The sequence below is a fragment of the Streptomyces sp. ISL-66 genome (assembly GCF_018614135.1).
Taxonomy (GTDB): Bacteria; Actinomycetota; Actinomycetes; order Streptomycetales; family Streptomycetaceae; genus Streptomyces.
The window spans coordinates 1-5,500 of record NZ_JAGGOW010000140.1 but is presented as its reverse complement, the minus strand read 5'-3'; the positions used below and the strand labels follow the sequence as shown (position 1 = coordinate 5,500).

Sequence of the window (5,500 nt, the reverse complement as noted above, 5' to 3'; positions counted from 1 at the left end):
GCTGATCCTCGACGAGCCGACGGCCGGCCTGGATCCGGACGGCCAGGAGCGGCTGCTGGACGTCCTCGCGGGCCTGCGGGCCTGCGGCACGACGGTGGTGATGGCCACCCACGACGTGGACCTCGCGGTCCGCTGGGCCGACGACGCGGCGGTCCTGACCCCGTCGGGCATCCGCGTCGGCCCGGCCGAGCCGCTCCTGTCGGACCCGGCCCTCCTCGCTTCGGCGGGCCTGCGCACGGCCTGGTCCCCTGCGGTGACGGCCCTCCTGCGCGCGCACGGCCTCCTGGCCCCGGACGCCCCGGGCCCCCGCGATCCGCAAGCGCTGGCCGCCTGACGCGGCACTAGTGCGGGGACCGGCGTCCTGCCCGATTCGCCGTGCTCGGCTCCCGCAAATCTAGGATGGCCGCATGTCGCTCCCGCACGCCATCCTCACCGCCCTGCTCGAGAAGCCCTCGTCGGGGCTGGAGCTGACCCGGCGGTTCGACAAGTCGATCGGGTACTTCTGGTCCGCGACGCACCAGCAGATCTACCGCGAGCTCGGCCGGCTGGAGGACGCCGGGCTGATCCGGGCGCTGCCCAGCGAGGCGCCCGTCCGGGGGCAGAAGAAGGAGTACGAGGTGCTGCCCGCCGGGAGCGCGGAGCTGGGCCGGTGGGTCGGGGAGCGCCAGGACCCGAAGCAGGTGCGGGATCCCCTGCTGCTGCGGATCCGGGCGGCCGCGGTGGTCGGGCCGCAGGGGCTGGCCGAGGAGCTGAGGCGCCATCTGGAGCTGCACCGGGCCCAGTTGGCCGAGTACGAGGCCATCGAGGAGAAGGACTTCCCGGCCGGCCGGGACGCGGCGCAGGACCGGCTGCGCAGGGTCGTGCTGCACGCCGGAACCGGGCTGGAGACCTTCTGGCTGCGCTGGCTGGAGGAGGCCCTCGCCACGGTGGAGGGCATGTCCGGCCCGCGGACCTGACGCGCCCCCGGCCCCGGCAGGGGACGGGGGCGCGGGGGGCTTACTTGTTCAGGGAGGCCCAGAACTCGTCGAAGCTCAGCAGGCCGTCGTCGTTCGCGTCCTTGGAGGCGATCACCGCGTCCGCGACGGGGCCGGTGACGAACGGGTCGCCCATCTCCGCCATCGCCGAACGGAACTCGTCGGCCGTCACGAAGCCGTCACCGTTCACGTCGAACTTGCCGAACGTCGTCCGTGCGCTCTCGATGTCCGCCACTGGGTCCACCCCTTCTTGGTGCTTGTTGACCGGCTCAGGGTAGCGGCCTGGGCGCATCTCCCGTACCCCGGGTCCCGTTCGAGCGGCAGATAGAAATTCAATTACTCTTCCGTAAGGCGGAAGCGATGATTCCAGCCAACAATTCAAGCCGCCACTTGTCACGCTCCGGGGCCACCGCATAACGTAGCGACATTGCCGCCACACCAGGAGCGCAGGGCTCCCAGGGACAAGTGGCAACAAGGGCGATCACACAGGTGACGATCCAAGCTGACGCATCATTCGAAGTTCTGCCCTTCACCCGTACCTGCCGCCATATCTGGGAAGACGGCGACCACGTGCTCATCGGAGTGAGTCCTGGAAACAGCTACTTCAGCTCCGAGCGCATCAGCAGTCTTTCCCGATGGGCCACGACCCGCTTCGCGCAGGTCGACTTCGTCTACGCAGACCTCCACGTCGACCGGATGTTCGCCGCTTTCGGCTACACCCGGGAACACGCGGAGAAGCGCGCGACGAAGGAGATAAAGGCGGTCCGGAGGAGGATCCTCAAGGGCGTGGAAGAATCGGGTAGTCCCGGTGCCGAGATCCGCGTGCGAGCACTCTCTGAATTCCAGACGAATCCCGTCTACCAGCTATTGCACCGGCGCGTACTGCATTTCCTGGAGACCGACGACGAATTCCGCAAGGGCTGTGAGGAAATGGCCTTGCACTTCGTCGGCTCCAAGTTGCCGGAAGGTGAATCGATCACCGACGCACAGTTGCAGGTGTGTTTCGATTACATGGCAGCCGAGCTGCCCTTCTTCATCGACACCCCGAGCATTCTCGACGTGCCGTCCTCCGTGGCGGCGTACCACCTCAAGATGCCCATGACGGACGTCCTGTTCGCGCGTGGTGGGGGACTTCGCGCGACCCGTAACCAGGCTTATGCCGTCGTAAGGCCCGAGATGGCTGAAATGACCCACAGCAACCCGAACCAGACGAACTCGAACCAGGCGAACCCGAGCACCCACGTGAACAAGAACAAGAACGTGAACACCGCACCAACCGAAGGGACCGTCGATGAGCGCCGAGCAGCTTGAGGGCACCGAGCAGACCGCGGGGCCCCTCCTCGACTTCCCGCTCTCGCGGCGCGGTGACGTGCTCCCCGAGGAGTGCACCTGGCTGCGCGAGAAGGCGCCGGTCGCGAAGGTGCGCACCCTCACCGGGGACCGGGCCTGGCTGGTGAGCAGCTACGCGCTGGCCAAGCAGGTCCTGGAGGACGAGCGCTTCAGCCTCAAGGACACGGCGAACGCCGGCGTCCCGCGCCAGTACGCGCTGACGATCCCGCCCGAGGTCGTCAACAACATGGGCAACATCAACAGCGCCGGCCTGCGCAACGCGGTGATGAAGGCGCTCAACCCGCGCCAGAAGGGGCTCCAGGACCGGCTGCGCGCCACGGCCGGCGAGCTCATCGACCGGCTCGTCGCCGAGGGCGGTCCGGCTGACCTCCGGGCGGGGTTCGCCGACCCCTTCTCGGCGGCCATGCACGCCCAGGTGCTCGGGGTGCCCTTCGAGGACTGGCGCCGGCTGATGTCGGGGCTGGACGTCGCGTTCATGACCGTGCGCGAGCCGTTCGCCGACTCGGCGCTCAACTGGTACAAGGACGTCGGCTACTTCGTCGACCAGCTGAACCTCCAGCTGGCCCGGCCCGCCGAGGAGCGTACGGGGCTCCTCGGCAGGTTCGCCGAACTGAAGGAGGCCGACCCGGAGTCGGCGCACCTGACCGACGACATGTTCGCCACCGTCGCCGTCTCGCTCTTCGGGGCCGGCGCCGTCTCCACCTCCGCGTTCCTGACCCTCGCGGTCCTGGCGCTGCTGCAGAAGCCCGAGCTCATCGGGTACCTGCGCGAGCACCCGGAGCGCATGGGCAAGGCCGTGGAGGAACTGCTCCGCTGGAACCTGTCCGTCGGCGACGGCCTGCCGCGCATAGCCATGGCGGACGTCCAGGTCGGCGACGTGCTGGTCAAGGAGGGGGAACTCGTCCTCGTCCTGCTGGAAGGGGCCAACTTCGACCCGGAGGCCTTCGAGAACCCCGAGGAGCTGGACCTGGAGCGCGAGAGCCCCAACCCCAACCTCGCCTTCGGCGCCGGCCGGCACTTCTGCCCGGCTTCCGCGCTGGGCCGGGCGCACGCCGAGATCGCGCTGGAGGTGCTGGTCGAGCGGCTGCCCGAGCTGCGCCTCGCGGTGCCGGCGGAGAACCTCGTGTGGCGCACCGGTTTCATCAAGCGCCTCCCCGAGCGGCTCCCCGTCGCCTGGTGACGGTGCCGCGATGACCGCGCCGCGGCGGCGGTGGCGGTAGCGGTGAGCACGTGAGAGTGCCCCGGGAGCTGTGCGAGCTCCCGGGGCACGCCCATGTCCGCGCATCGCGCGGTGTCAGCTCACGGCATCAGCGGAAGATGCCGGTGTGGCCGAGCGAGTAGCGGCCGGGCTGGGGGTACACGGCGAGGCCGTGCGGGCCGCCGCCCACCGGGATCTTGGCGAGCTGCTTTCCGGTGGTGGTGTCGATCGCGTAGACCTCGGAGTTGTAGCGGCCCGATAGCCACAGCACCTTGCCGTCGGCGGACACGCCGCCCATGTCGGGGCTGCCGCCGTCCGGCAGTTCCCACTTCTTCGTCAGCTTGTCCTGGGTGAAGTCGAAGACGGAGATGGACCCCTCACCCCGGTTGGAGATGTACATCTCCTTGGAGTCGCGGCTGACGTACAGGCCGTGGCAGCCCTTTCCGGTGGGCAGCAGCTTGGGGGTATCGAACTTGTCCCCGCCGACCACCCACATGCCGTGCGCCATCATGTCCGCGATGTAGAAGGTCTTCCCGTCCGGGGAGACCTTGACGTCCTGCGGCATCGCGCCCTCGAAGGGCAGTTTCTGCTGGCCGACGACCTCCATCCGCTCGGTGTCGACCTTGAGCAGTTCGCCGGAGAACTCGCAGCTCACGATGAAGTAGCGGCCGTCGGCGGAGAAGTCCGCGTGATTGACCCCGAAACAGGTCACGGGGACGGTCTTCACGCGGTCCATCGTGTGCGGATCGCGGAAGACCAGTTCCTTGTCCATCGAGGCCATGACCACCGCGTACTTGCCGTTGGGCGTGAAGTACAGGTTGTAGGGGTCGTGCACCTCCACCGGCTTTCCGGCCTCGCCGGTGGCCGGATTGATCGGGGTGAGCGTGTGGCCGCGGTTGTTGTTGACCCAGAGGGTCTTCAGGTCCCAGGAGGGGACCACGTGCTGGGGCTGGATGCCGACCGGGATGGTGTCGATGACCTTGTACGTCACCGGGTCGATGACCGACACGGTGTTGGAGGTGGTGTTCGGCACGTAGACGCGGGAGGGGAAGTCCTTGACCACCGGGGAGAGCCTGTTCGGCCGGTCGGCCGCGTAGACGTCCTTCGGGTCCAGGAGCGGCGGCATCCCGGCCAGGCCGGGCGGCACGGCCGGCACGGCCTTGGCGGGCACGGCGGGACCCTTCGTGCCGAGCGCCTCGGCTGGTCCCTTGTCGGCCGATCCGCAGCCGGTCAGGGCGGCGAGGACCAGACCGGCCAGCAGCACGGTGGCCTTCCGGGGAAGGCGGGTGGTCGTCATGGGATCAGCAGCTCCGTGGTGGTCACCGCGCGCAGTTTGCGGCGCGCGAGTTCTTCGAGGAGGGGCGGCATCGCGTCGACCGTGTCCGCGTAGCCGAAGTGCAGGCTCACCACCGATCCGCCTTGGATCGTGCCGATGACGGTGCGGATGACGGCCGCGGCACCGGGCGAGGTGAAGTCGAGGGAGTCCACGTCGTAGGAGAGGACGTGCGGGTAGCCCGCCCGCTGGGCCAGTTCGCGTACGAGCGGGGTGGCGTACTGGGTCTGGGACGGGCGGAACCAGGTGCCGATGGACCCGGTGAGCCGCTTGAGCCGGTCGGCGCAGCCGGTGATCTCGGCGTACGCCTGTCCCTCGGGCAAGGTGTTGATCGCGAGGTGGCGCTGGGTGTGGTTGCCGAGCTCGTGGCCGCCGTCCAGGATCCGGCGGGCCATGTCCGGGTGCGCGTCGAGCCAGGCGCCGATGGCCAGTACGGTGACCCGCGCTCCCGCCCGCTCCGCCTCGGCGAGCACCGCCTTGGCGATGGCGGGATCCCCGTTGCCGTGGAAGGTGAGCGCGACGGCCGGGCGGCCGCGCGGTCCGTGCCCGATCTCGACGGGCTGCCCGGCGAACCGGCGCGGGGCCGGGGCCGCCTTGGCCGGGGCGGCCGGTCTGTCCGGGGCCGCCTTGGCGGAGGCCGCGGAC

Annotated in this window: 6 protein-coding genes and 1 pseudogene; 4 read left to right on the top strand and 3 right to left on the bottom strand. The window is 69.4% G+C overall.

What is annotated here, in order from left to right; all coding sequences use genetic code 11:
• Positions 1 to 334, top strand: a pseudogene (locus J7E97_RS25890) (ABC transporter ATP-binding protein); the annotation flags it as partial.
• Between the two features lie 73 nt (positions 335 to 407).
• Positions 408 to 956 (top strand): PadR family transcriptional regulator, encoded by a 549-nt coding sequence (locus J7E97_RS25885; protein WP_215031790.1) that lies wholly within the window; start codon positions 408 to 410, stop codon positions 954 to 956.
• A gap of 40 nt (positions 957 to 996) precedes the next feature.
• On the opposite strand, the gene J7E97_RS25880 is transcribed toward J7E97_RS25885, so the two are convergent.
• The gene (locus tag J7E97_RS25880; protein ID WP_215031787.1) at positions 997 to 1,209 is read right to left on the bottom strand and encodes an EF-hand domain-containing protein; all 213 of its coding nucleotides are present in this window, start codon (positions 1,207 to 1,209) and stop codon (positions 997 to 999) included.
• 254 nt (positions 1,210 to 1,463) lie between these two features.
• On the opposite strand from J7E97_RS25880, the gene J7E97_RS25875 reads away from it, so the two are divergent.
• Positions 1,464 to 2,285 carry a tRNA-dependent cyclodipeptide synthase gene (locus tag J7E97_RS25875; RefSeq protein WP_215031784.1) on the top strand — a complete coding sequence of 274 codons (822 nt, stop codon included), beginning with the start codon at positions 1,464 to 1,466 and terminating at the stop codon, positions 2,283 to 2,285.
• Positions 2,266 to 3,504, top strand: a complete 1,239-nt coding sequence (locus J7E97_RS25870; RefSeq protein WP_215031781.1) for a cytochrome P450 — start codon at positions 2,266 to 2,268, stop codon at positions 3,502 to 3,504. Before J7E97_RS25875 ends, J7E97_RS25870 begins: the two co-directional genes overlap by 20 nt.
• A 127-nt stretch (positions 3,505 to 3,631) precedes the next feature.
• Here J7E97_RS25870 and J7E97_RS25865 read toward each other — a convergent pair whose 3' ends face one another.
• Together J7E97_RS25865 and J7E97_RS25860 are read right to left on the bottom strand one after the other, a co-directional pair.
• The gene (locus tag J7E97_RS25865; protein ID WP_215031779.1) at positions 3,632 to 4,819 is read right to left on the bottom strand and encodes a YncE family protein; all 1,188 of its coding nucleotides are present in this window, start codon (positions 4,817 to 4,819) and stop codon (positions 3,632 to 3,634) included.
• The coding region (locus J7E97_RS25860) for a polysaccharide deacetylase family protein (RefSeq protein WP_215031776.1) at positions 4,816 to 5,500 on the bottom strand (685 nt) is incomplete at its 5' end. The genes J7E97_RS25865 and J7E97_RS25860, both read right to left, overlap by 4 nt.

Excerpts from the sequence above, each read along its gene's own strand:
- J7E97_RS25865 (WP_215031779.1), bottom strand. The coding sequence starts at position 4,819 with ATGACGACCACCCGCCTTCCCCGGAAGGCCACCGTGCTGCTGGCCGGT.
- J7E97_RS25870 (WP_215031781.1), top strand. The coding sequence starts at position 2,266 with ATGAGCGCCGAGCAGCTTGAGGGCACCGAGCAGACCGCGGGGCCCCTC.
- J7E97_RS25885 (WP_215031790.1), top strand. The coding sequence starts at position 408 with ATGTCGCTCCCGCACGCCATCCTCACCGCCCTGCTCGAGAAGCCCTCG.